Origin of the sequence: Commensalibacter nepenthis (assembly GCF_029953305.1) — a bacterium.
Lineage (GTDB): Bacteria > Pseudomonadota > Alphaproteobacteria > Acetobacterales > Acetobacteraceae > Commensalibacter > Commensalibacter nepenthis.
Window position 1 is genome coordinate 1 of sequence record NZ_JASBAN010000019.1, and the last position, 552, is coordinate 552.

Sequence of the window (552 nt, forward strand, 5' to 3'; positions counted from 1 at the left end):
TGATGCGTTACATAATAGTGGCGTAAAAGGGTTTGGCGAAACAAAACTTTCCAACGATTGGGGTCGCATCATCCTCGAAGCGGCTGGCAGTGCCGCCGTTGCAGGAGCTACTGGCGGTAACGTCGGTGCCGCAACAGGAAGTTCCGTTGCGGGGAATGCGACATTAGCTGCGGCAGGGCAGTTTATTGCGGATAATGCGGTAGCACTTGCTGGTAACGATCAAAAATTAGCCGAGCTTTTTACGAATATTGGCGCTAATCTTGCAGCTAATGCTGCTGGTGCAGCAGCGGGAGCTGCCATTGATGGGGGCTCTAGTGCATTTAATGGAGCGGATATTGCCTCGACGCTTCAGCAGTATAACTGGACGTTTAGTGGAACAGGCAAAATATTAGTTAATAATAGTTATAATACAGCTTGGGAAGCAGTAGGTAAGATACCATCAGAAGCGGGCAAAGGCGCAGTGCAAGGTGCTGTTGTTGGAGCGGTTGCAGGTGAAGGTGTTGGAGCCCTTCCTGGGGCGGCGGCTGGCACAGTAAAAGGAACGGTTTCAGC

1 protein-coding gene is annotated in these 552 nt (G+C 51.3%); it reads left to right on the plus strand.

Features of this window, described 5'->3' with window-relative positions; translation table 11 throughout:
- Positions 1-552: hypothetical protein (locus QJV33_RS11960; protein WP_281463630.1), on the plus strand; the 552-nt coding region annotated here is incomplete at both ends.